The sequence below is a fragment of the Ruegeria sp. BB9 genome, from assembly GCF_056539345.1.
Window position 1 is genome coordinate 275,208 of record NZ_JBQFUU010000002.1, and the last position, 26,145, is coordinate 301,352.

A 26,145-nucleotide genomic window follows, 5' to 3' on the forward strand; every position below is an offset into this window, starting at 1 on the left:
ATGCTTGACGCAAGCGAAACCAAGACCGTCACCTTCAACCTGAACGGCGAAGACGTGACCGTGCCCGAAGGCACCACGATCTGGGAAGCGGCCAACGGGAAGGGTCTGGTCATCCCGCATCTGTGCCACAAGCCCGCGCCGGGCTATCGCCCCGACGGCAACTGCCGCGCCTGCATGGTCGAGGTCGAGGGCGAGCGCACGCTGGTTGCCTCGTGCATCCGCCCGGCGGCCGAGGGGATGGTGGTGAAAACCGACACCGACCGCGCCGAGAAATCGCGCGCGCTGGTGATGGAACTGCTGGTGGCCGATCAGCCCGAACAGCCGCATGATGCCTCGAGCCATTTTTGGGACATGGCCAAGCTGAACGATGTCAGCGACAGCCGCTTTCCGGCGAAAGAGCCCGATAAGATCCCTCTTCTGGATGACAGCCATGTGGCGATGCGGGTCAATCTGGATGCCTGCATCAACTGCAACCTCTGCGTCCGTGCCTGCCGCGACGTGCAGGTGAATGACGTGATCGGCATGGCCGGCCGAGGGCATACCGCCCAGGTGGTGTTCGACCAGAACGACCCGATGGGTGACTCAACCTGCGTGGCTTGCGGCGAATGCGTTCAGGCTTGCCCCACCGGCGCGCTGATGCCCGCCACCGTGCTGGACGACCAGCAGCGCGGCGACAGCAAGGATTACGATTCCGAGACCGAAAGCGTCTGCCCCTTCTGCGGGGTGGGCTGCAAGGTCAGCCTCAAGGTCAAGGACGGCAAGGTCAAATATGTCGAGGGCATCAACGGCCCAGCCAATGAAGGCCGCCTGTGCGTCAAGGGCCGGTTCGGGTTCGACTACATCCACCACCCGCACCGCCTGACCAAGCCGCTGATCCGGCGCGAGAATGCGCCACCCAAGGGGTTGAACGTCGATCCCGCCGACTGGAGCACCCATTTCCGCGAGGCAACCTGGGACGAGGCGCTGGACCTGGCCGCCAAGGGGCTGATGAAGCTGCGGGATGAGGATCCGCGCAGCGTGGCGGGCTTTGGCTCGGCCAAATGCACCAACGAAGAGGCCTATCTGTTCCAGAAGTTCATCCGGCAGGGTTTTGGCCACAACAACGTGGACCACTGCACGCGGCTGTGCCACGCCTCGTCGGTGGCCGCGCTGATCGAGAACGTGGGCTCGGGCGCGGTGACCGCGACCTTCAACGAGATCGAGAATGCCGATGTGGCGATCATCATCGGCGCCAACCCGATTGAGAACCACCCCGTCGCGGCGACCTATTTCAAGCAGTTCGCCAAGCGCGGCGGCAAGCTGATCGTGATGGACCCGCGCGGCGTGGGCATGCGCAAATTCGCGACCGAGATGCTGCAGTTCCGGCCCGGTGCCGATGTCTCGATGCTGAACGCGATCATGAACGTGATCGTCGAGGAAGAGCTGTATGACAGCCAGTACATCCACCGCTGGACCGAGAACTGGGAGGCCGAGAAGGAACACCTGCGCCAGTTCACCCCCGAGAAGATGGCCCCGATCTGCGGTATCGAACCGGATCAGCTGCGCCGCGTGGCCCGGATCTTTGCCAATGCGAATGCGGGCCTGATCTTCTGGGGCATGGGCGTCAGCCAGCATATCCACGGCACCGACAATTCGCGCTGCCTGATCTCGCTGGCGCTGATGACGGGCAATGTCGGCAAGCCGGGCGCCGGTCTGCACCCGCTGCGCGGGCAGAACAACGTACAGGGGGCCTCGGATGCCGGCCTGATCCCGATGTTCCTGCCTGACTACCAGTCGGTCACCGACGACGCCGTGCGGGCCAAGTTCAGTCAAGTCTGGAACTCGGGCGATTTCTCGAACGAGAAGGGCTTGACCGTGACCGAAATCATCGACCACGCCTATGCCGGCAAGATCAAGGGCATGTATATCATGGGCGAAAACCCGGCCATGTCCGACCCCGACGTGCACCACGCCCGCGAGGCGCTGGCCAAGCTGGACCTGATGATCGTGCAGGACATCTTCCTGACCGAAACGGCGAACTATGCCGACATCATCCTGCCGGCCTCGGCGCTGTATGAAAAGAACGGCACAGTGTCGAACACCAACCGTCAGGTGCAGCGCGTGCGCCCTGCGGTGCCGCCGCCGGGCGAAGCGCGCGAGGATTGGGCGATCACCGTCGATCTGGCAAAGCGCATCGGGCTGAACTGGGATTACACGGATGTCTCGCAGGTGTTCAACGAGATGAAGCTGACCATGGCTTCGCTGGACAACATCACTTGGGAGCGGCTCGAGACCGAGAGCATCACCTATCCGTCGCTGTCCGAGACCGATCCGGGCCAGTCCATCGTGTTCGGCGACGGCTTCCCGCGCCCGGATGGCCGTGCGAAATTCACCCCGGCCAGCATCATCCCCCCGGATGAGGCCCCGGACGAGGAATTCCCCATGATTGCCACCACAGGGCGGCAACTGGAACACTGGCACACCGGGTCCATGACCCGTCGTGCCAAGGTTCTGGACGCGGTCGAGCCCGAGGCGAACTGTTCGATGAACCCGCGCACGCTCAAGCTGATGGGGATCGAACCCGGCGAGATGGTGCGTCTGACCACCCGGCGCGGCTCGATCGAGATCATGGTGCGCGCCGACCGGGCGATCGCCGAGGATATGGTGTTCATCCCCTTCGCCTATGTCGAGGCGGCGGCGAACATCCTGACGAACCCGGCCATCGATCCCTATGGCAAGATCCCCGAGTTCAAGTTCTCGGCTATCCGTATCGAAAAGATCGAGGACGCCATCGCGGCCGAGTAACGACTGCCACCACTCACCAAAACCCTGAAAAGGCGGGCCTGCGTGCCCGCCTTTTTCTTGGCTTGACAGATGCTTGCAGCCAGCCAACCCTTGAGCCGCGCAATCCCGGAGGAGTTCATGGCCCGCCGTTTCGTCGATCTGTCCGTCCCGCTGGAAACCGGCATCGTGTCGGACCCGCCGATCATGCTGCCGCAGATCGAATACATGAGCCACGACCAGACGACCGAGCAGGTGATGGCCTTTTTCCCCGGTCTGAAGAAAGAGGACCTGCCCGACGGCGAGGGTTGGGCCATCGAACGGCTGCAGATAGCCACCCATAACGGCACCCATCTGGACGCGCCGTACCACCACCACTCGACCATGAACCGGGGCGAGCGGGCGATCACCATCGACGAGGTGCCGCTGGAGTGGTGCATGAACCCGGGCGTGAAGCTGGATTTCCGGCATTTCGAGGATGGCTACGTCGTCACCGCCGCCGATGTCGCGGCCGAGCTGAAGCGGATCGGGCATGACCTGCGACCGCTGGATATCGTCGTGGTCAATACCTCCGCCGGCACCTGTTATGGCCAGCCGGATTACCTGATGAAAGGCTGCGGAATGGGGCGCGAAGCCACGCTGTACCTGACCGAGCGCGGCGTGCGCGTGACCGGCACCGACGCCTGGAGCTGGGACGCGCCCTTCCCGCTGACCGCACAGGAATACGCGGAAACCCATGACCCCTCGATCATCTGGGAGGGGCACCGCGCGTCGATGGAGATCGGCTATTGCCACATGGAGAAGCTGACCAATCTGGAAAGCCTGCCGCCCACGGGGTTCGAGATCTCGTGCTTTCCGTTTAAGATTAAGGGCGCCTCGGCCGGGTTCATCCGCGCGGTGGCGATCTTCGAGGAGGACGACGGCGAATGACTCCGCAATCAGAACCCTTGGGCGGCCATGACGGACCGTACCCCGCGCCGGTCGAAATCACCGGTTTCACGGTTCGGCCAGACTGGATCGATTACAACAGCCACATGAATGTGGGGTATTACGGCGTGGTGTTCGATCTGGCCTTTGAACGGCTGCTGGTCGATCATCTCGGCCTGGGCGAACCACAGGTCGCGGCGCTGAGGCAGGGGCCGTACATCCTGCAATCGCATCTGCATTTCCTGCGCGAGGTTCGCGAGGGTGAGGCGCTGGTGTTCCGGTTTCGGATGCTGGACGCCGATCACAAGCGTGGTCACTATTTTGCGCAGATGGTGTCGGCCGAGGATGGCGTGGTCTGTGCCACCCAAGAGGCCCTGTTCATGAATGTCAGCCACACAACAGGCCGGTCGGAACCCTATCCGGACTGGGCCGCGGCGCGGCTGGCGCGAATGGTGTCCGACCATGCCACATTGCCCCCCGAGCCGCAGATCGGCAGACCAATCGGCATTCGGCGCAAATAGCCCGGGGATGGCCTTTGTTGCCAGAATTCCTGGAGCGGGCTACGCTGACCACCCGGTTCGGGCTTGGTCACGGGAGGGCAACCAAATGCGGATCTTAAGGAAATGCGCGCAGGCGCCAGCCTGCATATTGGCGACATCGCTGATCGTCTTGCCTGCGTCAGCCGCTTTGGCGGAGAAGAAGGAAGAAGACGCGCTGAAGGGTGCCCTGATCGGCGCCGGCGTCGGAGCGTTGATCGGAGATGGCAAAGGCGCGGCCGCAGGTGCGGTTGTCGGAGCAATCATTGGGGCAAACCGCAAGTGACGGGGGTGTCCATGACTGACCGCCTTCAGAAAGGAGCCCTGATGCGACTGCTTGATTTCAAACCTGTTCTGGCTGGCTTGATCCTTCTCCCGTCCATCGGCACGGCGGACGAGGCCGCCGACCAGATGGCGCAAGACGCGCTTCCGCTGATGTACCACACCTGCGCTTCGGTCATCGAAGAGGCTGATGGGAATGATGAATACGTTTTCGACGTCGTCAGAAAGATGACCGCTCTTTCGCTCTACAACCGTCAGGTTGATATCGAAGAGTTTGCATCCTCGGACGAAGAAAAGGCCAAGCTACGTGAGGCTTTTCTTTCAGCGTTGACCGAAGGCTGCGCAGGCGATGAGGATGCCCTGTTGGGCGGTGTCGTCGACGATGCCGTTAGATCAACGCTTGGGCTGTAGGGGGCGGGCTCAATAGTGCGGTGGGCGCTCGTCGCCCAGAATGACCCCGCCGGATCCTTCCTGCGCACGTTCGGCTTCGCGCTGCATCAGCATAGCGACGTGGCGGGTCAGGCGATCGATCTCGTCCTGCTGCTTGGCGACGACCATGCTCAGGTCATCCACGGTGCGGGTCAGGTGGGCGATTTTCTCTTCCAGATGCTGCATCGATGGGGCTCCTGTGATCTGGTGCGGTCATACCGCTGTGGCGCGCGCAATGCCAGCGCTGGCTTGCCCCGACCCAGACCATGGGATAGACCGCGCGCGCAAGTGATGAAATCCCAAGGACGCCCCACATGGCCAAGCCCAAGAAACAGCCCCGCCCCAAGGCCGTCACGCCGAAAGGGTTCCGCGACTATTTCGGCCAGGAAGTCACGCAGCGCACCGAGATGCTGCGGACGATTGCGGACGTCTATCATCGCTATGGGTTTGATGCGCTGGAAAGCAGCGCCGTGGAAACGGTCGAGGCGCTGGGCAAGTTTCTGCCCGATGTCGATCGCCCGAACGAAGGCGTGTTCGCCTGGCAAGAGTTTGACGAAGGCGGCAACGGCGACTGGATGGCGCTGCGTTATGACCTGACCGCGCCGCTGGCCCGGGTCTATGCCCAACACCGAAACGACCTGCCCACACCCTATCGCCGCTATGCGATGGGTCCGGTCTGGCGCAACGAAAAGCCGGGGCCGGGGCGGTATCGCCAGTTCTATCAGTGTGATGCGGATACTGTGGGCACGGCCAGCATGGCTGCCGATGCCGAGATCTGCGCCATGCTGTCGGATACGCTGGAAACCGTGGGCATCCCGCGCGGCGACTATCTGGTGCGGGTCAACAACCGCAAGGTCCTCAACGGCGTGCTCGAGGCCATGGGCCTGGGCGCGGACGCGGCGGCGCGCGATGACGTTCTGCGCACCATCGACAAGTTCGACAAAGTGGGCGAGCAGGGCGTGCGCGAGTTGCTGACCAAGGGCCGGCTGGATGCCTCGGGCGCGTTCATCGAGGGTGTTGGCCTGTCCGACGATCAGGCCGAGCCGGTGATCGCCTTCCTGACATCCAAGGCTGATGACGCCGCCGGAACGCTGGCCAACCTGCGCGCGGCCGTGGGCGACAGCAAGATCGGCGCCGAAGGCATCTCGGAATTGGAACAGATCGGCGAGCTGCTGGCCGCGGGCGGCTATGGTGCCGATCGCATCCAGATCGACCCCTCGGTCGTGCGTGGGCTGGGATACTACACCGGTCCGGTTTACGAGGCCGAGCTGACCTTCGAGATCTTTGACGAAAAGGGCCGCAAACGGCAGTTCGGGTCGGTCTCGGGTGGCGGGCGCTATGATGATCTGGTCAAGCGCTTCACCGGGCAGGAAGTGCCCGCGACGGGCATCTCGATCGGGGTCGACCGGTTGCTGGCCGCGCTGCGCGAGAAAGGTCGGATCAAGTCACATGACACCGGGCCGGTCGTCGTGACCGTGATGGACCGGGACCGCATGGCCGACTATCAGGCGATGGTGGCCGAGTTGCGCAATGCCGGCATCCGCGCCGAGGTTTATTTGGGTAACCCCAAGAATTTCGGCAATCAGCTGAAATACGCAGACAAGCGCAACTCGCCCGTCGCGGTGATCGAGGGCGGGGACGAGAAGGACCGCAGCGTGGTTCAGATCAAGGACCTGATTCTGGGCGCCAAGATCGCCGAAAGCGCCACGCTTGAGGAATGGAAGGAACGCCCCAGCCAGTTTGAGGTGCCGCGCGGCGATCTGGTCGCCAAGGTGCGCGAGATTCTGGACAGTCAGGACTGAGCCATGCCCAACCGATCCCAGATTCAGGCCCGGGCCGCGATGATGCGCGTGCGATTCGAGGCCGCCGGGGCGCAGGTCGTCGACCCGCCGCTGCTGCAATCGGCCGAGACGCTGCTGGACCTCTACGGCGAGGATATCCGCGCGCGCGCCTATGTCACCTCGGACGCGCTGCGCGGCGAACAGATGCTGCGCCCGGATTTCACTCTGCCGGTGGTGCAGATGCACATGCGCGACGGGGCCGAACCGGCGCGTTATACCTATTCGGGCGAGGTTTTCCGGCGTCAGGAACATGACTCCGACCGCGCCAATGAATACATCCAGGTGGGCTACGAGGTCTTTGAACGCGACGATCCGGCAGGGGCCGATGCCGAGGTATTCTCGCTATTTGCCCTGCAATTGCGGGGTCTGCCGTTGCGCGCGGCGACCGGGGACATCGGCATTCTGACCGCAGCCGTTCAGGGCCTGCGCACCTCCGACCAACGCAAGGCCGCGCTGATGCGCCACCTGTGGCGTCCGCGCCGGTTCCGGGCTCTGCTGGACCGGTTCGCGGGTCGCAAGCCCGAGCCGGACCACCGCGCCGCGTTGCTCGCGGCGGCCGACCCGATGGCCTGCGACGCGCCGGTGATCGGTAAGCGCCGACCGGCCGAGATTGCCGCCCGTATCGACGCCCTGCGCGCCGACCGCGACACGCCGCCGATTTCCGACACGGAAATGGCCGGGCTGGACTCGCTGCTGGGCGTGCGCGAGACCATGCCCTATGCGCTGGAGCACCTGCGCGATATCGCCGTCGATCTACCTCAGATCATCCCCGCGCTGGACCGGCTCGAGGCGCGGATCGCCGCCCTGCAGGCGCGTGGCGTTGATGTCGGCAGGCTGGATTTCGAAGCCTCGTATGGGCGCACCTCGATGGAATATTACGACGGGTTCGTTTTCGGATTCTACGCCGAGCGCCGCCCCGACCTGCCGCCCATCGCCACCGGCGGGCGCTATGATGCGCTGACGCGGCGGCTGGGCAACGGGGCCGAGATCCCGGCGGTGGGTGGCGTGCTGCGCCCCGACCTGATGCTGGAAATCGAGGAGGCGGGCCAATGACCCTGAAGCTGGGCGTGCCGTCCAAGGGGCGGCTGATGGAGAAAACCTTTGCCTGGTTCGCCCGCCACGGGATCGAGCTGTCGCGCGCCGGGTCCGACCGGGAATACGCAGGCAAGGTGGACGGGATCGAGGATGTCTCGCTGATCCTGCTGTCGGCCGGAGAGATCCCGCGCGAACTGGCTGCCGGCCGTATTCACCTGGGCGTGACCGGCACCGATCTGGTGCACGAGAAATTGCCACGCTGGGAACAGCAGGTTGAAGAAATCGCGCCGCTGGGCTTTGGTCAGGCCGATCTGGTGATCGCGGTTCCGGTCTGCTGGGTCGATGTCGAGACGCTGGATGACCTGGATGCCGCCGCCGCCGCTTTTCGGGCCACGCATGGACACCGCCTGCGGATCGCCACCAAGTACCACCGTATGGTGCGTGAGTTCCTGACCGATTCCGGGGTCGCCGATTATACGCTGGTCGACAGCCAGGGGGCGACCGAGGGCACGGTGATGAATGAAACCGCCGAGGCGATAGCTGACATCACCTCGACCGGTGAGACCCTGCGCGCCAACCACCTCAAGATCCTCTCGGACGGGTTGATCCTGCAATCGCAGGCCACTCTGTGGCGCAGCCGGGTTGCGGAGTACGGGGCCACCGAAAAGGCTGCTCTTACAGAAGTGATGCGCCGTCTGGGCTGAGGTCAGAGGACGCCGATCTCGGCCAGCGCGCGGTTCAGATCCTCGGGCAGAGCGTCGTCCTGCGCGCGGCTTTCGGGCAGGTCTGCGGGGCTATCCTCGGGTTTCAGATAGCGCCAGCCTTGAAAGGGCCGTTTCTGCGCGCCCTGGGTGCGGTGGACCTGCGGGTCCAGCACGATGGCGCAGCGGCGGATGCCATCCTCACCCATCACCTCGTCCAGCCGCAGGATGCGCTGGCGACACTGGATAACACCCTTGATGACCCAGAAGATTGACCCGCCGTTCAGAATCTCGGCCTCGCGCTTGGGCCACATGCGGGTGATGTGGCGGGGCAGGCCATCCGGAAACCGCCGGCGATAGCTGTCCTGCCAGGCGATCAGGCTGTCCACGCTCTCGGACCCGACCGAGAGTTTCACCAGGTTGATGTAATTATCCACAGCTTTCCCACAGAGTCGTCCCACGGATTATCTTTATATTGTAGCTTACCGTTGCGCGCTATCAAGCTGTTGTGGTTTGCGGGGGGCAGCGTCTATTCTGGGTGCCTCTTTCAATACACGGAATCAGTGTCAATGCGGCAATCAAGTGAAGAGGGGGAACCACAAACAGACCAATAGGCTGAAGATGCTGGCACCCCGAATAAACGGGGCGCCAATCAGTCGGGGATGGCATGGTGCGGGGTGAGGTCTTCCCAGCCGACGCCCCGAGGGTTCGAGTCCCTCCATCTCCACCACCTATCCTGTCCCCGAAAGGCACAGGATAGAATCTTCCAGATTCTGCCAATCAAATGGCAAATGGTCAATCGGCAAAGCCGCTACTATTTTTGCTGGAACGGCATGTTCAATGTCATATATAGTGAGGTTCCACTAGCCCAGCACAACGTATAGGAACTCTTATGAGCCGCTTTGCCGCCCCCATCGCCGAGCAGATATGGGACATGAAATACCGCTTCAAACAGGCGGATGGCACGCCGATCGACAAGTCGGTTGAAGATACGTGGCGGCGGATTGCGCGCGATCTGGCTCGGGTGGAAAAGGACCCCTCGCATTGGGAGCAGAAGTTCTACGAAGCGCTTGAGGATTTCAAATACCTGCCCGCCGGGCGCATCACGGCCGGAGCAGGCACCGCGCGGCAGGTGACGCTGTTCAACTGTTTCGTCATGGGCACGGTCCCCGACAGCATGGGTGGTATTTTCGACATGCTGAAAGAGGCCGCGCTGACCATGCAGCAGGGCGGGGGGATCGGCTATGATTTCTCGACCATCCGGCCGCGCGGCGCGGACGTGCATGGGGTGGCTGCCGATGCCTCGGGGCCGCTGTCGTTCATGGATGTGTGGGACGCCATGTGCCGCACGATCATGTCGGCGGGCTCGCGCCGGGGCGCAATGATGGCGACGATGCGTTGCGACCATCCGGATATCGAACAGTTCATCACCGCCAAATCCGACCCGGCCCGCCTGCGCATGTTCAACATGTCGGTGCTGGTGACCGATGCCTTCATGGAGGCGGTCAAGGCCGATGCTTCGTGGGATCTGGTCTTTGACGGCAAGGTCTATCACACGGTGCAGGCCCGCGATCTGTGGAACAAGATCATGCAGGCCACCTATGACTATGCCGAGCCGGGCGTGATCTTCATCGACCGGATCAACCAGGCCAACAACCTGAGCTACGCCGAGACCATCGCCGCCACCAACCCCTGCGGCGAGCAGCCCCTGCCGCCGTATGGCGCCTGTCTGTTGGGTTCGATCAACTTGGCACGGCTGGTGTCGGCACCGTTCGAAGACGCGGCCCAACTGGACGAGGCCGCGTTGCAGGAGCTTGTCGCAACGGCCGTTCGCATGATGGACAACGTGGTGGATGCCTCGAAATTCCCGCTGCCGCAGCAGGCCGCCGAGGCGCAGGCCAAGCGCCGTATCGGTCTGGGCGTGACCGGGCTGGCGGATGCTCTGTTGATGCTGGGCCTGCGCTATGGCTCGGACAAGGCGGCGCGTCAGACCGAGCGCTGGTTGCACGCGATCGCCCGCGCCGCGTATCTGGCGTCGGTCGACTTGGCCAAAGAAAAAGGGGCCTTTCCCCTGTTCGATGCCGAGAAATACCTTGCCAGCGGCACCATGCAGCAGATGGATGACGATGTACGCCAGGCCATCCGCGACCATGGGATCCGCAATGCGCTACTGACCTCGATCGCACCCACTGGGACGATCTCGCTCTATGCGGGCAACGTGTCGTCGGGGATCGAGCCGGTCTTTGCCTATGCCTACACCCGCAAGGTGCTGCAGAAGGACGGCTCGCGCACCGAGGAAGAGGTGGTGGACTATGCCGTTCAGATGTGGCGCGACAAGTTCGGCGACGTGGAACTGCCCGACTATTTCGTGAACGCCCAGACCCTGACCCCGGCCGAGCATGTCAAGATGCAGGCGGCGGCGCAGAAATGGATCGACAGCTCGATCTCAAAGACGATCAACTGCCCCGAGGACATCTCATTCGATGCCTTCAAGGACGTGTACTTGCAGGCTTGGGACATGGGCTGCAAGGGCTGCACCACCTATCGCCCGAACGACGTGACCGGTTCGGTCCTGACCGTTTCGGAGAGCGACGACAAAGTGCCGGGCGAGAGCGCCGATGCCCCGCACGAGGTGGATGGCGGTGACGTGATCTACATGTCCGAACCGCTGGATCGTCCGCAATCGCTTGAAGGGTCGACCTACAAGTTGAAATGGCCCGACAGCGAGCACGCGATCTATCTGACGATCAACGACATCGTCATTGGTGGTCGGCGGCGTCCGTTCGAAGTGTTCATCAACTCGAAGAACATGGAGCATTACGCCTGGACGCTGGCCCTGACCCGGATGATCTCGGCCGTGTTCCGGCGCGGTGGTGACGTGTCCTTTGTTGTCGAAGAGCTGAAGGCCGTATTCGACCCGCGCGGCGGGGCCTGGGTGCAGGGCAAGTACATCCCCTCGATCCTGGCGGCGATCGGAGGCGTGATCGAGCAGCACATGATCGCGATCGGGTTTCTCGAAGGCGAAGGCATGGGGCTGAAGTCTGACCCGCAGGCGCAGGTGGTCAACATGGACGCACCACGCGGCAAGGCCTGCCCGTCTTGCGGCCAGTATGACATGGTGATGATCGAGGGCTGCATGACCTGCCGCAGCTGCGGACACTCGAAATGCGGTTGACGAATGCCACATAACTGTCGTTAAAGTTGTATTGTGTTTCGCCGGAGTCTCAATTTGATTTGACTCTCCGGCAACATTCTCGTGAAAGCTGCAATTCCGTCTCTTTTCCGCCGGATTCATCGTTGATACACACGCTAGTGTACGGGGTGATGAGTTTGAAAGGTCGGGCGGGCAGATGACAGCCGGGTATAACGGTCGCGTAGCAGTATTTTGGTCCCAGACGGAAATTGACGGGCTTGAAGCAGCGCCTGTGGCAGATTTGGCCATTGGAGCGTCTTGGTCGTGGCATGGGTGCATGACACGCTTGCCGGATTGTGACGCGGAATATTCCGTGAAGACTGGACATGATCAGGCGTTGATGGCGTTGGCCGGGCATGGCCCCGAAGCCGCAACGCTGAAGCCGATCGCCACGCTTGCAGTTATCTCATTGACGAATGGGGCGCAGACCTACGAGGCCGAGTTGACGTTGGTCGAAGGTCAGAAGGACGCGGTTCTTCTGTTCGAAAATAGCTGCCCCCCGCGGGGTCAGGACTTCTGGGTGAGCGCCGTCGAAGAATATGCCGACGCAAGCCAATCGGGTGCGGGCAACGTTGTTTCCTTCCCCACGCATCGCAGGTCAACGGAGCAAACGTTGGTTCTTGCGCCGCACATGACGGCGACCGCCGCTGAATAAACGGCCCATTCCCTAGGAACTATTTCTTCGTCCACGCATCGCAGCGTGTTGACTCTGGTCTGTCCGCAGATATAAGCGCGGCTTCATTGGTGTTGGTGGCCCTCGCAAGGGGATGCCTGTCATGGGGGAAACCTCAAGAGGACAACGCCCTTCATAGTGGCCTGTCAGGGCCTCGACCTTAAGAAGGAGATCAGCCGTGACCAAACGCACGTCTGCCAAGCACAAAATCGACCGCCGGATGGGCGAAAACATCTGGGGTCGCCCGAAATCCCCGGTCAACCGTCGTGAATACGGCCCTGGCCAGCATGGTCAGCGCCGCAAAGGCAAACTTTCGGACTTCGGTCTGCAGCTTCGCGCCAAGCAGAAGCTGAAAGGCTATTACGGCGACCTGACCGAAAAGCAGTTCCGCCGCATCTACGCCGAAGCCGTACGTGTGAACGGCGACACCGGTGAAAACCTGATCGGTCTGCTGGAGCGCCGTCTGGACGCTGTTGTCTACCGCGCCAAATTCGTGCCGACCGTGTTCGCCGCACGTCAGTTCGTGAACCACGGCCACGTCAAGGTGAACGGCAAGCGGGTGAACATCCCCAGCTACCGCGTCAAGGAAGGCGACGTGATCGAGGTCCGCGACAAGTCCAAGCAACTGGCCGTCGTTCTGGAAGCCGTTGGCCTGGCCGAGCGTGATGTTCCGGATTACCTGGAAGTTGACCACTCGAAGATGACCGCGACCTTCGTGCGCACCCCGTCGCTGGGCGACGTGCCGTACCCGGTCATGATGGAACCGAACCTGGTCGTCGAATTCTACGCGAAGAACTGATCTTCGCAGACAGTTTCAGAAAACGGGCCGTACCTGCGAAGGTGCGGCCCTTTTTCATGGCCAGCACTCAGATCGGCAGAGGGCGGTCTTCTGCGATGGCCTCCATCGCGAAATACGAGGTCACGCTGTCCAGTTCGACCTTCTCGATCAGGCGCTGATAGACTTTGTCATAGGTCGCCATATCCTGCGTCACGACCCGTAGCTGATAGTCGTAGTCGCCGCCGATCCGGTGGAAATCCACGACTTCTGGAATGGTCAGGACATGGCTGCGAAAGGCCTGCAGCCACTCGGCCGAGTGGTGCCGGGTCCGCAGCATCACGAAAACCACCAGATTCAACCCCAGTTTTTCGCGTGCGATCCGGGCTGTCGACCCTGTCAGGACGCCTGCGTCGTTCAGCGCCTTCAACCGCCGCCAGCAGGCGTTTTGCGACAGTCCGACTCGCTCGGCCAGTTCGCGCTGGGAAAGGGTCGCATCTTTTTGCAGTTCGCGCAGAAGGCGCTTGTCAATTTGATCTACCTTTTCATTCATTCCAGATCATATGACCCAAAAAATTAACAAATCAAGCAAAGATAGGTGAAGATTACTCGGCTAAAGTAGATCATATTGGAAATGCAATATGGAGCCAATGACATGACCCTGTCCCATTTTCGTGCAGAAATCCAAGCCGCCACTCACAATTCGACCCTGCGCGACGGGCTGATCGGAGAGAACGTTCTGATCCCGGGTCTTCATGGGGACGTGCCGCTTGTGTACGCGGACTACGTTGCGTCGGGCCGCGCATTGCGGCAGGTCGAGGATTTTGTGGCCCAGCATGTTTTGCCTTTCTATGCGAACAGCCACACCGAGGCCTCCTATTGCGGTTCCTACATGACGCGACTGCGCCGCGAGGCGCGCGCGGAAATAGCCCGCATCGTTGGCGCGAGGGGAGATGACGCGGTGATTTTCACCGGGTCTGGTGCCACTGCGGGACTCAACCGGCTGGTCAGTTTGATGGGAGTGCAAGAGGCTGACCAGCCGGTTGTCTTGATTGGCCCGTACGAGCACCATTCGAACATCCTGCCCTGGCGCGAGAGCAAGGCGCAGGTCATCGAGATCCCCGAAGGCCCCGAGGGCGGGCCGGACATGGCGGTGTTGAAACAGACGCTGATCGACCATGGGGACTCGGATCTGGTGATTGGGTCATTTTCGGCGGCGTCGAACGTTACGGGCGTGGTCACTGACCCCGATCCGGTGACGCGGCTGCTGAAACGGCACGGGGCGCGCGCGGTCTGGGATTACGCCGGGGGTGGGCCCTACCTGCCGATGGATATGGGGCCGGACGATGCGCGCAAGGATGCCATCGTCGTGTCTCCGCACAAGTTTCCGGGCGGGCCGGGGGCTTCGGGTGTTCTGATCGTGAACCAGAGCGCCGTGCGCCGCACCTGTCCCAGCTGGCCGGGCGGGGGCACGGTCAGCTTCGTTTCGCCCTGGCGCCACGACTACAGTACTGATCTGGCCACCCGCGAAGAGGCGGGGACCCCGAACGTGATCGGCGACATCCGCGCGGCCCTGGCCTTCATCGTCAAGGATGCCGTGGGCACCGACGAGATCGCCCGGCGCGAGGCGCTGTACAACCGCATGGCGTTGGATGGGTGGCGTGACAATCCACACCTGACCCTGCTGGGCGTGGACCACCCGCACCGCCTGCCGATCTTTTCCTTCCTGGTCCGCGACACTGCAGGGCAACCGGTGCACCAACAGCTGTTCACCCGGATGCTCAGCGACATCTACGGCATTCAGGCGCGCGGCGGGTGTGCCTGCGCCGGCCCCTATGCGCATCGGCTGCTGGGCATCGACAAGGCGGCCTCGGAAGCGCTGCACGCGGCGTTGTCGGCCGGTGAAGAGATGAAGAAACCGGGTTGGGTGCGGCTGAACTTCTCGTACATGATGACCGAGGACACGGTTCAGTTCATCATCGACAGCGTCAATGACCTGTCGCGCCGCACGCAGGAATACGCCCCGTTCTACGCCGCTGATCCGGCAACCGCCCGCTTCAAGGCGGCGTGACGGAATTGCCGCTTTTCCCAAGGCCTTGAGACCTGTATGAGGGGCGCAACCAACGGAGCCCCTCATGAACAAGATCACCCCGCAACCCGGCATCATGGATATCGCGCTGTATCAGGGCGGTCAGTCGCATGTCGAGGGCGTGGAAAACGTCATCAAGCTGAGTTCCAACGAAAACCCCTTTGGCCCCAGCCCCAAGGCGATCGAAGCCGTGCGCGAAAGTGCCACGATGCTGCATCGCTATCCGGTGACCGATCACTACAACCTGCGCGCCGCGATCGGCGAGCGGCACGGGCTGGACCGCGACCGGATCATTTGTGGCGTGGGCAGTGACGAAGTGCTGCAATTCGTGGCCCAGGCCTATGCCGGGCCGGGGGACGAGGTGATCCATACCGAGCACGGCTTCTCGATGTATCCGATCATCGCCCGCATGGCCGGCGCGACCCCGGTCGAGGTGCCCGAGCGCGACCGCAAGGTCGATGTCGATGCGATCCTGGCCGCGGTGACTGACCGTACCCGCATCGTGTTCGTGACCAACCCGGGCAATCCGACCTCGACCATGATCTCGGACGCCGAGCTGACGCGCCTGGCCGAGGGCCTGCCGCAGACCTGCCTGATGGTTCTGGATGGCGCCTATGCGGAATTCGTGCCGGGCTTTGACGGCGGTGCCGGTCTGGTGGACCGGTTCGACAACGTGATCATGACCCGGACCTTCTCGAAGATCTACGGGCTTGGCGGCATGCGGGTCGGCTGGGGCTATGCGCATCGCGAAATCATCGACGTGCTGAACCGCGTGCGCCAGCCCTTCAACCTGTCGCTGACGGCCATCGCAGCAGCGGAGGCCGCCGTGGCCGATGTGGAATATGTCGAGTTCTGCCGGGCCGAAAATGCCCGCCTGCGTGAATGGCTGTCGGCCGAGCTGGCCAAGATTGGCGTTCCGTCCGATCCATCCTGCACCAATTTCATCCTCGCGCGGTTCGCGGATCAGGCCGAGGCCGAGGCCTGCGACGCCTATCTGCAATCGAAAGGTTTGATCGTGCGCCGGGTTGCGGGCTACAAGCTGCCCAACGCGCTGCGGATCACCGTGGGCGACGAAAAGGCCTGTCGCCGCGTGGTTGCGGCCATCACCGCGTTCAAAGGGGGCGCCGCATGAGCCAGATCTATGACCGCGTGGCGCTGATCGGGTTGGGTCTGATCGCCTCGTCGATGTACTGGGCGATCAAGCGCGCCGGGTTGGCGGGCGAGGTGACTGGCTATGCCAGGTCCGAGGCCACCCGCGACACTGCGCGGCGCATCGGGCTGTGCGACCGGGTCTGCGACACCGCGCAAGAGGCGGTGGAGGGTGCCGATCTGGTCGTGCTCTGCGTGCCGGTGGGCGCAATGGGCTCCGTCGCCAAGGACATCGCGCCGGTGCTCAAGCCCGGCGCGACCGTTTCGGATGTAGGCTCGGTCAAACGTCACGTCATTGAAGAGGTTGGCCCGCATATTCCTGAAGGCGTGCATTTCGTGCCCGCCCACCCGCTGGCCGGGACCGAGCATTCCGGCCCCGAATCCGGCTTTGCTGAGCTGTTCGACAACCGCTGGTGCCTACTGGTTCCGGTCGAAGGGTCTGACCCCGAGGCCATCGCCCGCCTGCGCGCCCTGTGGGAGGGGATGGGGTCCAATGTCGACGAGATGGATGCTGATCACCACGATCTGGTTTTGGCCGTCACCAGCCACGCGCCGCACCTGATCGCCTATACAATGGTGGGCGTCGCCGACGACCTGCGGCGCGTCACCGACTCCGAGGTCATCAAGTACTCGGCCGCCGGTTTCCGTGATTTCACCCGGATCGCGGCCTCGGACCCGACCATGTGGCGCGACGTGTTCCTGACCAACAAGGACGCGACGCTGGAAATCCTCGGTCGTTTCACCGAAGAGCTGTTTGCCCTGCAGCGTGCGATCCGTACGGGCGACGGTCAGCACCTGTTCGACTACTTTACCCACACCAGGGCGATCCGGCGCGGCATCATCGACGCGGGTCAGGACACCGACGCTCCTGATTTCGGGCGTGTGAAGGCCAAGTCATGAAACTGATCAAAGGCAAAGCCTTGTCGATGATTGCGGTGGTTTGGGCCGGCGCGGCCACTGCATCGGCCCCCGACACATCACTGGTTCCGGTTGCGCGGCCATCCCCGGCGGCAGAGCTGGTGCAGGCCGCCTATGTACCGCCGAGTTCGGCAACCTCGATTGCTGTGCCAGAGAAGATGCGACCCGCTGTGCGGCCCGTATCCCCTCAGGTCTTAGCCGTGGCGGCGCGCCCGGCCGACCTTCCGCTGCTTGGACCGGATACGTCGCTCAAACCCTATCTGCGGCCCGAGGCGTTGGAACAGCAAGTCCTGTTCAAAAAGCGAAAACTGCGCAAAGGATCGGTGTGCGGTGATATCGCCATTCAGGGCAAGGCCGTGGGCTCGGTTCCGGGCAAGATCAAAGCCTGCGGGATCAAGGATGCCGTCCAGATCACATCGGTGTCGGGCGTGGTTCTCAGCCGCCCATCCACGATGGATTGCGGTACGGCGATCGCCTTGAATAAATGGGTCGACAAGACCGTCAAGCCGACGTTCAAACGGCGCGGCCCAGTAGTCGAACTGCAGGTTGCCGCACATTACGCTTGCCGTACCCGGAACAACCGGAAAGGTGCAAGGATCTCGGAGCATGGCAAGGGTCGGGCCATTGATATCTCGGGGTTCAAAATGGCCGATGGCGAGGTGGTGACTGTTCTGGACGGTTGGCGTAAAAACCCCTCGAAGAAGCAGCTGACCAAGATCTGGCGCGGGGCGTGCGGGCCCTTCGGCACGGTGCTGGGCCCGAATTCAGACCGCTATCACCAGAACCATTTCCACCTTGATACCGCCCGTTACCGCAGCGGACCCTACTGCCGCTAACGCAGGATCAGACGCGGGGCCGGCCCCAACGGCAACGGTCCCAAAGCCACGAATCCGTCGCGGAAATTCAGCTGCAGGTCCAGCGCGTTGGGGTTGCCTCCGAGGCCGGCCAGCAGGTTCAACGCCCGCGTGACCGGATCAACGGCCTGATCGGGCAAGGCACCTGCAGCGTTGGCCATGGCAATCATGTCACGCCAGTTCTCGGCTTTGACCGCAATCTCTCCAACCGGAATGCCCTGTTCATCAACCTCCAGTTCGCCGGTTGCAAACAGACGCAATTCGCCCCATTGCACCTCGGCAAGATGCAAGTCGATCAAACGAGGTTGAGGGCGACGTTCTTCCAGCGCGGAGCGGTCCCAGGTTTTGTCGAAGGTAACATTCATGTCCAGTTCAAGCGTCTCGAAGGCTTGGGGCAGCGAAGCAGCCGTTCGCATCAGCGCGCGCAGGTCTTCACCGGGCGTGAAGGCATCCGAACTGACCCCGATTGCATAGCTCTCGGGCTGGGTGCCTTGTTCCATGACCAAGGCAAGTGACTGACCGGCGGCCATGTCGGTTCCGTCCTGGGTCACCGACCAGTTGCCCGATGTCAGGGCCATCTTCTCCAACTCCAGCGCGACGCCCGGACGCAAATTCAGTTCCGCCTGAAGGCTGTCGGCCAGGATGATTGCGGTCTGGTCGAAATAGGACAGCCGCTGCGGCGTATCCGCAAAGCGCAAGATCTGTCGTCCGGGCCAGATGGCGGGGCTTTCGAATTCGATCCAATCCGCGCTCCAGGCTGTGCCATTCACCGGATCGGCCAGCGCGACACTGTTCAAGCGGGTCACGTGGTGCAGCGGAAACCCGGCGATTTCCACGTCGGAATAGTCGGCCTGCCATCCAAGATCCTGCTGATGCGCGAACCAACCGGTGATGGCGCTGCGCAGCCCATACCCGGCTATGGCCCAATACCCGCCCCAGAGGATGGCCAGAAATATGAACACTCGTACCAGTCGGCGCATCGCAAATGGCCCTTTTTCCTGCCTTGGAATTGATGTTTATAGGCCTAAACGGGCAAGGACCAGAACTATGACGATGTGGGTATTCGGATACGGGTCGCTGTTGTGGAATCCGGGCTTTCCGGTGGCCCGGCGCGAGCAGGCGACACTTCACGGCTATGCGCGGTCATTTTGCATGCGGTCGATCCATCACCGCGGAACCGAGGAAAACCCCGGACTTGTCCTGGCCTTGGACGAACACCCGGATGCCCATTGCAAGGGCTTGGCGCTGGCGGTCGAACCAGGCCATGAGGAACGCACCCTTGAGGAACTGCGCGAGCGCGAATTGATCTCGTCAGCCTATGTGGAGAAGATGCTGGACGTGCATCTGGACAGCGGCCAGCCGGTGACGGCAGTGACCTATGTGATCGATCCCGACCACGTGCAGTATTGCGGGGGCCTGCCGCTGGAGGAGCAGGCGCAAATCATCGCGCGGGCCGTGGGCGGCCGCGGCCCCAACCCCGAGTATCTTTACAATACCGCTGAACACCTGTCCGAGATCGGGTTGCACGACCCGGATCTTGAGTGGTTGGCACAACGGGTGCGCAGCCTGACCGCATAAACCCTTGGCCTTGCCACCAGATTTTCGATAGATTCGCCTCAGAGCAGGCAAAACCGGGAAAGACGCGCATGGCGCATGTACAGCAGGGCGCGAGACCGCATTTCTCGCAACCGATCCGTCAAATCGTGATGATGCTGATCGCCATCGGGCTGTCGGGCCTGGGCGTGTTCATGGCACTGCCTTACGTGCTGCCGGTTTTTTATGCCAACCCCTATCTGAACGGATTCATCCTGCTGGTCTTTTTCATCGGCGTGGTGGCTTGTTTCTATCAGGTGACCCAGTTGATCGGTTCGGTTCGCTGGATCGAAGCGTTCGTGGGCGGCGTCGTGCGCGAAGATGCTCGTACACCGCAGCTGTTGGCACCATTGGCGTCGCTGCTTCGCGCACGCGGGGCGAAATCGCAGATCAGCTCGACATCGACCCGGTCGATCCTGGATTCGGTCGCGGAACGGGTCGAGGAAGAGCGGGAATTCACCCGTTACATCACCAACGTACTGATCTATCTGGGTCTTCTGGGCACATTCTTCGGCTTGGCAACAACGGTTCCTGCAATTGTCGACACCATTCGCAGCCTGAACCCCCAAGAGGGCGAAGAAGGCCTGGCCGTATTCAATCGCCTGATGAGTGGTCTCGAATCCCAGCTGCAAGGCATGGGCGTGGCGTTCGGGTCCTCTCTGTTGGGGCTTGCCGGATCGCTGATCGTGGGTTTGCTCGAACTGTTCGCCGGCCACGGGCAGAACCGTTTCTACCGTGAGCTTGAGGAATGGCTGTCGTCGATCACGCGCGTCGGATTTGCCGCCGGAGACGAAGGTGGTGCGGAACTGGCGGTGCTGACCCCGGTCCTTGATGCCATGTCCGAGCAGATGGACGCGCTGCAGGATCTGTTCGCGGCCCAAGAGTCGGATCGCGCCGAGGTATCGGCCAAGCTGGGTGCATTGGTCGATGTCATCGCGGACATGAACCAGCGACAGGCGGAAACCGAAGGGGTCACCGCCGCGCTTGAGCGGATCGCGTTGGGGCAGGACGCGCTGCTGGATCACATGCGTGAACATGGTGCGGGCGAGGGGATCGACGCCGAAAGCCGGATGCGGCTGCGGTCGATGGACGTGCAGCTTCTGCGCATTCTCGAAGAAATCTCAGCCGGTCGCCAGGACAGCATGAACGAACTGCGCAAGGATTTCGAACTGCTGGTCAAGGCGCTGACGCTTCCGCGCGGGGCGGCGCGCCATACACCGGGCGGAGAATAACACATGGCCCTGTCTCGTCGAACCGGTCAGCGTTTCCAGGGCTCGGTCTGGCCCGGCTTCGTTGATGCGATCACGGGGCTGCTTATGGTCATGACCTTTGTGCTGACCATTTTCATGGTCGTGCAGTTCGTGCTGCGCGAAACCATCTCCGGACAGGAAGACGAATTAACGGCCCTGTCGGACGAAGTGGCCGCCCTTGCGGATGCTTTGGGCTTGGAAGAGCGCGAGAACAGCCGCCTGCAGGCCCGGTTGGGGGCACTGAACACCACGCTGTCGCAGGCCGAAGAAGATCTGAGCCAGGCGCAGGCCTTGATCTCTTCTCTGACCTCGGAGCGTGACCAGCGCGCGGCCGAGTTGGAAGAGGCGCAGATTCGTATCACAGGGTTCGAAGCGCAAGTCGCCGCGCTTTTGGCTGATCAGGCGCGTGCGCAGGGCGATATTGCCGAATTGGAGTCCCAACGCGAGCAACTGCTGTCCGAGCAGGAGGCATTGAACCTAGCCTTGGCCCAAACCCGTGCGGAGGTGGATGCCCAGGCCGAGGCTGCACGGCTGGCGGCTGCACGCCGCGAAGCGTTGGAGGCCTTGGTAGCTGACCTTGAGCAAGCGGACAGCGCCCGCGCGGCCCAGATCGCGGAATTGCAAAGCCAACTGTCCGAGGAGGAAGCCGCACGCGTCGCCGAGGCTGCTGCCGCTGAGGCGCTGCGCAACAGACTGCAGAATGCGGATGCCGAATTGACGGCCATGACCCTGGCACTGGAAGAGCAGCGCAAGAAGGCCGAGGAAACACTTACACTGTTGGCCGCCGCTCAGACGGCCAAAGCCGAGCTTGAGCGGCAATTCGGTGAGTTGAATGACGAGGAGCTCAAGGCTCAGCTTGAAGCAGCCCTTGCGGCGCGAACCGAAGCCGAGGCTGAGGCCGAAAGCCAGCGGACGCTGGCCGAGCAGCGCGACGCCTTGCTTGCCGTTGCCCGGGAAACGATCGCCACCGAAAAGGCTCTGTCCGCAAAGGCGCAACGCCAGACGGCCCTGTTGAACCAGCAGATCGCCGCATTGCGCGGCCAATTGGGGTCGTTGCAGGCGCTGCTGGATGACTACAAAGACAGGAATGCCGAAGCCGAAGTGCAAATTCAGACCCTTGGGCAGGACCTGAACGCGGCCCTTGCCCGGGCCGCTTCCGAGGAACGGCGCCGCCGCTTGTTGGAAGAGGCTGAACGCGTCCGTCTGGAGGCCGAGGCCGAGAAACTGGCCGGTCAGAATCAGGAGCTTACGGCCCAGGCCGAAGACCTGCAGAGGTACCGCTCCGAGTTCTTTGGTCGCCTGCGCGACGTACTGGGCAACCAGGAAGGCGTTCGGATCGAGGGCGACCGCTTCGTATTCTCGTCCGAGGTGCTGTTCCCACCCGGTTCGGCGGTTCTGTCCGAGGATGGCCGGCGCGAGGTCGCGAAAGTGGCGGGCATTCTGCGTGGGATTGCGGCGGACATTCCGCCCGAATTGAACTGGGTCATCCGGGTCGACGGTCACACGGACAATATCCCGCTGAACGGAACAGGACGCTATCGCGACAATTGGGAGCTCAGCCAAGGGCGGGCGCTGTCGGTCGTGCGCTACATGGTCGAACAGCTGGGCATTCCGCCGGAACGCCTGTCAGCGAACGGATTTGGCGAGTTTCAACCTGTAGATACGGCGGACACTCCGGAAGCGCGGGCAAAGAATCGTCGCATCGAATTGAAGCTTACCGAACGCTAAGCCAGTGTCAGCGCGGCCCGAAGCGGAAGCTGGGATCGGGTGTGCCCGCAAAACAGCGTGGAACAACCGGGTAGTCGTCGGTCAGAAAATACGCGTAGGTGCCCGAAGGAAACGCGGCCGAGACGGTCATGGCGCCATTGCATTCGTCGAGCGTTCCAAGTCCCGCCACGAACTCGTAGTCTTCGTTGAACGTTCCATGTGCCGTCCGTCAGGGGCGGCTCCGCCCGGGCGCTGACCGGCCTTCAGCCGGTAGGATGAGGTCATTTGCGTGACCTTGCCGCCCACCAAACCGGTTCGGGCGTAAATCGGAAACCCGTCCGCCGCATACCCGATCAATGGAGAGTGTTCTTTCGGTGACCAGCCCTGCAGTTCGATCAGGCCGGTCGGAACCCCGTGGTAGTGATATTTTCCGTTTGGTTGGACATGTGCGAAATTGGCATCGAGTCCAAGGGCGATCGCACCGCCCAAGGCATTGTAGGACCAGCCCGACCGGGGATCGCCGTGCCAGAATTCAGCGGCCAGTGGGTCAAAGACGACCCCAGTCAGAGTTACACCAAAGTTCCACCCCATGCGCAGAGGCGTCGGGGTTGCACTCGCCCTCGGAACGGCCGGCACGCTCAACTTGACCGGCTGCTCGGCGATATGATGCGGGTTGCCTTTGTTCGGAAAGCGACGGACCAGATGATTGGGGATGCCATTGCCGGTAATCGACAAGGCGCGGCCTTGTTCGGTGATCTCTGATCTGTTGACGCCTGGGTTGACGGTCGCCGGTTCCAGGTTCAACGGTTGGGCGCGGGTTTCGTCATGAAAGCGAAACCGATGCTGGGCAGAGGCGATTACGCCGACGACCGAGGCCGCGAAGGCGATGCTCCAAATGACGGCGATTTTTCTGGACACTGTGCTGCTCCACTCCAAAGGCTTTGGTTTGAAACGTGGCGCGCAGCGGTTTCCGTCGCTGGGAACTGTCTTTTTGGAGGATACTGGCAGGAGAGGGGGGCGGCCACTCACGAAATCGCCCGGCAGAACTGGCTGCCGGGCGACGAGACTTGTTTGATTGGACCTAGGTCTAATCCGCGGTCAGCAGCGGCGGCTTGTCGCCCGAGATCCGCGGATTGTCGGGGCCGACAATCTCGAGATCCAGATCGCCTTTCTTGACCGAGACCCGCACAACACCGCCCTTGGCCAGCTTTCCGAACAGCAGTTCTTCGGCCAACGGTTTCTTGATGTGCTCCTGGATGACCCGGCCCAGCGGCCGTGCGCCCATCTTGTCGTCATACCCCTTGTCGGCCAGCCACTCGGCGGCTTTCGGAGTCAGGTCGATGGTCACGCCACGATCCAGCAGTTGCGCCTCAAGCTGCAGGACGAATTTTTCGACCACTTGCAGGATGACCTCTTTGGGCAGCGGCGCGAACGAGATTACTGCGTCCAAACGGTTGCGGAATTCAGGCGTGAACATCCGTTCGATCGCGGCGGTATCTTCACCCTCACGCCGGTCGCGGGCAAAGCCGATTGCGGCCTTGGCCTGTTCTTGCGCGCCTGCGTTCGAGGTCATGATCAACACCACATTGCGGAAGTTCACCGTCCGGCCGTTGTGATCGGTCAGCTCGCCGTGGTCCATCACCTGCAGCAGGATGTTGAACACGTCCGGGTGGGCCTTCTCGATCTCGTCCAGCAGCAGCACGCAATGCGGGTGCTGGTCGACGCCGTCGGTCAGCAGTCCGCCCTGATCAAACCCGACATAGCCCGGAGGCGCACCGATCAGACGGCTGACCGCGTGTTTTTCCATGTATTCCGACATGTCGAAGCGCAGCAGTTCCACGCCGAGCGTATCGGCCAGTTGCTTGGCGACCTCGGTTTTGCCGACACCGGTCGGGCCGGCGAACAGGTAGTTGCCGATCGGTTTTTCCGGCTCGCGCAGACCGGCCCTTGCCAGCTTGATTGCGCTGGACAGAGCCTCGATTGCCTGGTCCTGCCCGAACACCACCCGTTTCAACGAGTTCTCAAGGTCCTTCAGAACCTCGGCATCGTCCTTGGTGACGTTCTTCGGCGGAATGCGCGCGATCTTGGCCACCACGGCCTCGATCTCCTTAACGCCGATGGTCTTGCGCCGCTTGCTTTCCGCGACCAGATGCTGTGCGGCACCGGCCTCGTCGATCACGTCGATCGCTTTGTCGGGCAGCTTGCGGTCGTTGATGTAACGCGCAGACAGCTCGACCGCGGTCTTGATTGCGTCGGCGGTGTATTTGATGTCGTGATGCTCTTCGAAATAGGGCTTGAGACCGCGCAGGATCTTCACGCTGTCCTCGACCGACGGCTCGTTCACGTCGATCTTCTGGAACCGACGCGACAGCGCGCGGTCCTTCTCGAAGTGCTGGCGGAACTCCTTGTAGGTGGTCGAGCCCATGGTGCGCAGCTTGCCGCCCTGCAACGCGGGTTTCAGCAGGTTCGAGGCATCCATGGCGCCGCCCGAAGTGGCACCCGCACCGATCACGGTGTGAATCTCGTCGATGAACAGCACGGCGTCGGGGTGATCCTCAAGCTCGGTCACCACGGCCTTGAGCCGCTCTTCGAAATCGCCGCGATAGCGCGTGCCGGCCAGCAATGCGCCCATGTCCAGCGAATAGATGGTCGTGTTCGACAGAACCTCGGGCGCGTCGCCCTGAACGATCTTGTAGGCCAGTCCTTCGGCAATCGCCGTCTTGCCCACGCCCGGATCACCCACCAGCAGCGGGTTGTTCTTGCGGCGGCGGCACAGAACCTGGATGCACCGCTCGACCTCGTCGGCGCGACCGATCAGAGGGTCTACATCGCCGGCGCGGGACTTGGCGTTCAGGTCCACGCAATACTTGCCCAACGCGCTTTCCTTCTGGTCGGCGTCACCGGAGGCGTTCTGCGCTTCCTCTTCACCCTGATCAGCGCCGGTCACCGGACGGTTTTCACCAAATGCCGGGTCTTTGGCGACGCCGTGGGCGATGAAATTCACCGCGTCATAACGCGTCATGTCCTGCTCTTGCAGGAAGTATGCCGCGTTGCTTTCCCGTTCGGCAAAGATGGCCACCAGAACATTCGCCCCGGTCACCTCGGTCCGGCCCGAGCTTTGCACATGGATCGCGGCGCGCTGGATAACACGCTGGAACGCGGCTGTCGGTACGGCTTCGGACCCGTCGATGTCTGTCACCAGATTGGACAGATCCTCGTCGATGAACTCGACCAGAGAGCTGCGCAATTCGTCCAGATCCACGCTGCACGCCTTCATGACGCGCACCGCATCGGGTTCTTCCAGCAGCGCCAGCAGCAGATGCTCCAGCGTTGCGAATTCGTGACGCCGTTCGTTTGCAGCCGCCAGGGCCGCGTGAATGGCTTGTTCCAGTGTGCTCGAGAATGAAGGCACGCGGGTGCTCCTCTGTATTGG

The 26,145-nt window shown here is 62.4% G+C and carries 25 protein-coding genes; 18 read left to right on the forward strand and 7 right to left on the reverse strand.

What is annotated here, in order from left to right:
• From fdhF to ACR0FC_RS08760, 5 genes are all read left to right on the forward strand, one after another.
• Positions 1 to 2,784 carry a formate dehydrogenase subunit alpha gene (gene fdhF / locus ACR0FC_RS08740; protein ID WP_170339916.1) on the forward strand — a complete coding sequence of 928 codons (2,784 nt, stop codon included), beginning with the start codon at positions 1 to 3 and terminating at the stop codon, positions 2,782 to 2,784.
• 117 nt (positions 2,785 to 2,901) lie between these two features.
• Positions 2,902 to 3,690 carry a cyclase family protein gene (locus ACR0FC_RS08745; protein WP_170339918.1) on the forward strand — a complete coding sequence of 263 codons (789 nt, stop codon included), beginning with the start codon at positions 2,902 to 2,904 and terminating at the stop codon, positions 3,688 to 3,690.
• Positions 3,687 to 4,208: a thioesterase family protein gene (locus ACR0FC_RS08750; protein ID WP_170339919.1), complete on the forward strand. Its 522-nt coding sequence runs from the start codon at positions 3,687 to 3,689 to the stop codon at positions 4,206 to 4,208. Before ACR0FC_RS08745 ends, ACR0FC_RS08750 begins: the two co-directional genes overlap by 4 nt.
• 85 nt (positions 4,209 to 4,293) lie before the next feature.
• On the forward strand, positions 4,294 to 4,509 hold the full coding sequence (locus tag ACR0FC_RS08755) for a YMGG-like glycine zipper-containing protein (RefSeq protein WP_170339494.1): 216 nt from the start codon (positions 4,294 to 4,296) through the stop codon (positions 4,507 to 4,509).
• Positions 4,510 to 4,520: 11 nt separating this feature from the next.
• Positions 4,521 to 4,916, forward strand: a complete 396-nt coding sequence (locus ACR0FC_RS08760) for a hypothetical protein (RefSeq protein ID WP_254437790.1) — start codon at positions 4,521 to 4,523, stop codon at positions 4,914 to 4,916.
• Positions 4,917 to 4,925: 9 nt separating this feature from the next.
• Here the strand turns inward: ACR0FC_RS08760 and ACR0FC_RS08765 are convergent, their stop codons facing one another.
• Positions 4,926 to 5,120 carry a SlyX family protein gene (locus tag ACR0FC_RS08765; protein ID WP_093964614.1) on the reverse strand — a complete coding sequence of 65 codons (195 nt, stop codon included), beginning with the start codon at positions 5,118 to 5,120 and terminating at the stop codon, positions 4,926 to 4,928.
• A 128-nt stretch (positions 5,121 to 5,248) separates the two neighbouring features.
• Here ACR0FC_RS08765 and hisS point away from each other — a divergent pair, with 128 nt between their 5' ends.
• Genes hisS through hisG form a run of 3 tightly spaced genes read left to right on the forward strand, consistent with a single transcriptional unit; the run spans position 5,249 to position 8,514 of the window.
• Positions 5,249 to 6,736, forward strand: a complete 1,488-nt coding sequence (hisS, locus tag ACR0FC_RS08770; RefSeq protein WP_170339921.1) for a histidine--tRNA ligase — start codon at positions 5,249 to 5,251, stop codon at positions 6,734 to 6,736.
• A gap of 3 nt (positions 6,737 to 6,739) precedes the next feature.
• A complete protein-coding gene (locus tag ACR0FC_RS08775; RefSeq protein WP_170339923.1) occupies positions 6,740 to 7,828 on the forward strand; it encodes an ATP phosphoribosyltransferase regulatory subunit in 1,089 nt (362 codons plus the stop codon).
• Entirely contained in the window at positions 7,825 to 8,514 is a 690-nt protein-coding gene (gene hisG, locus ACR0FC_RS08780; RefSeq protein WP_093964617.1) for an ATP phosphoribosyltransferase, read from the forward strand. Before ACR0FC_RS08775 ends, hisG begins: the two co-directional genes overlap by 4 nt.
• 2 nt (positions 8,515 to 8,516) lie before the next feature.
• Here the strand turns inward: hisG and ACR0FC_RS08785 are convergent, their stop codons facing one another.
• Complete coding sequence (locus ACR0FC_RS08785) at positions 8,517 to 8,948, reverse strand: DUF1489 family protein (RefSeq protein WP_170339924.1); 432 nt, start codon at positions 8,946 to 8,948, stop codon at positions 8,517 to 8,519.
• A gap of 455 nt (positions 8,949 to 9,403) precedes the next feature.
• Between ACR0FC_RS08785 and ACR0FC_RS08790 the strand changes: the two genes are divergently transcribed.
• The 3 genes from ACR0FC_RS08790 to rpsD all read left to right on the forward strand — a co-directional run bounded on the left by ACR0FC_RS08790 (position 9,404) and on the right by rpsD (position 13,176).
• Positions 9,404 to 11,686 carry an adenosylcobalamin-dependent ribonucleoside-diphosphate reductase gene (locus tag ACR0FC_RS08790; RefSeq protein ID WP_170339926.1) on the forward strand — a complete coding sequence of 761 codons (2,283 nt, stop codon included), beginning with the start codon at positions 9,404 to 9,406 and terminating at the stop codon, positions 11,684 to 11,686.
• 331 nt (positions 11,687 to 12,017) lie between these two features.
• Positions 12,018 to 12,359, forward strand: a complete 342-nt coding sequence (locus ACR0FC_RS08795) for a hypothetical protein (protein WP_170339928.1) — start codon at positions 12,018 to 12,020, stop codon at positions 12,357 to 12,359.
• 196 nt (positions 12,360 to 12,555) lie between these two features.
• The gene (gene rpsD / locus ACR0FC_RS08800) at positions 12,556 to 13,176 is read left to right on the forward strand and encodes a 30S ribosomal protein S4 (RefSeq protein ID WP_093964621.1); all 621 of its coding nucleotides are present in this window, start codon (positions 12,556 to 12,558) and stop codon (positions 13,174 to 13,176) included.
• 67 nt (positions 13,177 to 13,243) lie between these two features.
• On the opposite strand, the gene ACR0FC_RS08805 is transcribed toward rpsD, so the two are convergent.
• Positions 13,244 to 13,705, reverse strand: coding sequence for an Lrp/AsnC family transcriptional regulator (locus tag ACR0FC_RS08805; RefSeq protein ID WP_170339929.1), 462 nt, complete (start codon positions 13,703 to 13,705; stop codon positions 13,244 to 13,246).
• A gap of 102 nt (positions 13,706 to 13,807) precedes the next feature.
• On the opposite strand from ACR0FC_RS08805, the gene ACR0FC_RS08810 reads away from it, so the two are divergent.
• The 4 genes from ACR0FC_RS08810 (at position 13,808) to ACR0FC_RS08825 (ending at position 18,144) form a co-directional block, all read left to right on the forward strand.
• A complete protein-coding gene (locus ACR0FC_RS08810; RefSeq protein ID WP_170339931.1) occupies positions 13,808 to 15,223 on the forward strand; it encodes an aminotransferase class V-fold PLP-dependent enzyme in 1,416 nt (471 codons plus the stop codon).
• A 64-nt stretch (positions 15,224 to 15,287) separates the two neighbouring features.
• Positions 15,288 to 16,373 carry a histidinol-phosphate transaminase gene (gene hisC / locus ACR0FC_RS08815; protein ID WP_170339933.1) on the forward strand — a complete coding sequence of 362 codons (1,086 nt, stop codon included), beginning with the start codon at positions 15,288 to 15,290 and terminating at the stop codon, positions 16,371 to 16,373.
• Positions 16,370 to 17,290, forward strand: a complete 921-nt coding sequence (locus ACR0FC_RS08820; RefSeq protein WP_093964624.1) for a prephenate/arogenate dehydrogenase family protein — start codon at positions 16,370 to 16,372, stop codon at positions 17,288 to 17,290. Before hisC ends, ACR0FC_RS08820 begins: the two co-directional genes overlap by 4 nt.
• Complete coding sequence (locus ACR0FC_RS08825; protein ID WP_170339935.1) at positions 17,287 to 18,144, forward strand: extensin-like domain-containing protein; 858 nt, start codon at positions 17,287 to 17,289, stop codon at positions 18,142 to 18,144. Before ACR0FC_RS08820 ends, ACR0FC_RS08825 begins: the two co-directional genes overlap by 4 nt.
• Here ACR0FC_RS08825 and ACR0FC_RS08830 read toward each other — a convergent pair.
• Positions 18,141 to 19,142 carry a DUF2125 domain-containing protein gene (locus ACR0FC_RS08830; RefSeq protein WP_170339936.1) on the reverse strand — a complete coding sequence of 334 codons (1,002 nt, stop codon included), beginning with the start codon at positions 19,140 to 19,142 and terminating at the stop codon, positions 18,141 to 18,143. The two genes, ACR0FC_RS08825 and ACR0FC_RS08830, sit on opposite strands and share 4 nt — an antisense overlap.
• Before the next feature lie 67 nt (positions 19,143 to 19,209).
• Between ACR0FC_RS08830 and ACR0FC_RS08835 the strand changes: the two genes are divergently transcribed.
• From ACR0FC_RS08835 to ACR0FC_RS08845, 3 genes are all read left to right on the forward strand, one after another.
• The gene (locus ACR0FC_RS08835; RefSeq protein ID WP_170339938.1) at positions 19,210 to 19,740 is read left to right on the forward strand and encodes a gamma-glutamylcyclotransferase; all 531 of its coding nucleotides are present in this window, start codon (positions 19,210 to 19,212) and stop codon (positions 19,738 to 19,740) included.
• Positions 19,741 to 19,808: 68 nt separating this feature from the next.
• Positions 19,809 to 20,987: a biopolymer transporter ExbB gene (locus tag ACR0FC_RS08840; protein ID WP_170339940.1), complete on the forward strand. Its 1,179-nt coding sequence runs from the start codon at positions 19,809 to 19,811 to the stop codon at positions 20,985 to 20,987.
• Positions 20,988 to 20,990: 3 nt separating this feature from the next.
• The gene (locus ACR0FC_RS08845) at positions 20,991 to 22,733 is read left to right on the forward strand and encodes a peptidoglycan -binding protein (protein WP_170339942.1); all 1,743 of its coding nucleotides are present in this window, start codon (positions 20,991 to 20,993) and stop codon (positions 22,731 to 22,733) included.
• Positions 22,734 to 22,740: 7 nt separating this feature from the next.
• Here the strand turns inward: ACR0FC_RS08845 and ACR0FC_RS08850 are convergent, their stop codons facing one another.
• The 3 genes from ACR0FC_RS08850 to clpA form a co-directional block, all read right to left on the reverse strand.
• On the reverse strand, positions 22,741 to 22,863 hold the full coding sequence (locus ACR0FC_RS08850; protein WP_367646648.1) for a YHYH protein: 123 nt from the start codon (positions 22,861 to 22,863) through the stop codon (positions 22,741 to 22,743).
• Entirely contained in the window at positions 22,860 to 23,630 is a 771-nt protein-coding gene (locus tag ACR0FC_RS08855; RefSeq protein ID WP_170339946.1) for a YHYH protein, read from the reverse strand. The genes ACR0FC_RS08850 and ACR0FC_RS08855 overlap by 4 nt, the downstream gene beginning before the upstream one ends.
• 169 nt (positions 23,631 to 23,799) lie before the next feature.
• Positions 23,800 to 26,124 (reverse strand): ATP-dependent Clp protease ATP-binding subunit ClpA, encoded by a 2,325-nt coding sequence (gene clpA, locus ACR0FC_RS08860; protein ID WP_093964631.1) that lies wholly within the window; start codon positions 26,122 to 26,124, stop codon positions 23,800 to 23,802.
• Positions 26,125 to 26,145: the final 21 nt, after the last annotated feature.